The organism is Sediminibacterium sp., from assembly GCF_051860225.1.
Lineage (GTDB): Bacteria > Bacteroidota > Bacteroidia > Chitinophagales > Chitinophagaceae > Sediminibacterium.
The window spans coordinates 1-557 of the sequence record NZ_JBHYEI010000014.1 but is presented as its reverse complement, the minus strand read 5'-3'; the positions used below and the strand labels follow the sequence as shown (position 1 = coordinate 557).

Here is a 557-nt window from a genome sequence, read left to right as displayed (position 1 = left end):
GCAACAGGCGGAACTTTTGATGCGAATAATTATACCATCACTTATACTGCTGGTAATATTATAGTAGGCAAAGCAAATCTTACGATTACTGCAACGAATGTAAACAAGGCGTATGGTTCAACTTTAACAGGTGCTGCGGGTTCTACAGCGTTTACGAGTACAGGTCTTGCCACAGGAGAAACTATCGGAACAGTTACTATTGCATACGGCACAGGTGCTTCTGCTACTGCCGCTATTGGAACATACACAGGTAGTGTAACCCCAAGTGCTGCAACGGGTGGAACTTTTGATGCGAATAATTATACGATTACTTATACTGCAGGTAATATAATAGTAGGCAAAGCAAATCTTACGATAACAGCAACGAATGTAAACAAGGCTTACGGTTCAACTTTAACTGGTGCTGCGGGTTCAACAGCGTTTACAACAACAGGTCTTGCCACTGGTGAAACTATTGGAAGTGTAACAATCGCATACGGCACAGGTGCTGCACCTACTGCTGCTATTGGAACATACACAGGTAGTGTAACCCCAAGTGCTGCAACAGGCGGAACTTT

The 557-nt window shown here is 43.6% G+C and carries 1 protein-coding gene; it reads left to right on the top strand.

Annotated elements, in window-relative coordinates; all coding sequences use genetic code 11:
* Window positions 1–557 (top strand): MBG domain-containing protein (locus tag ACTIEI_RS14800; protein WP_439507052.1); only part of this gene is annotated, 557 nt, incomplete at both ends.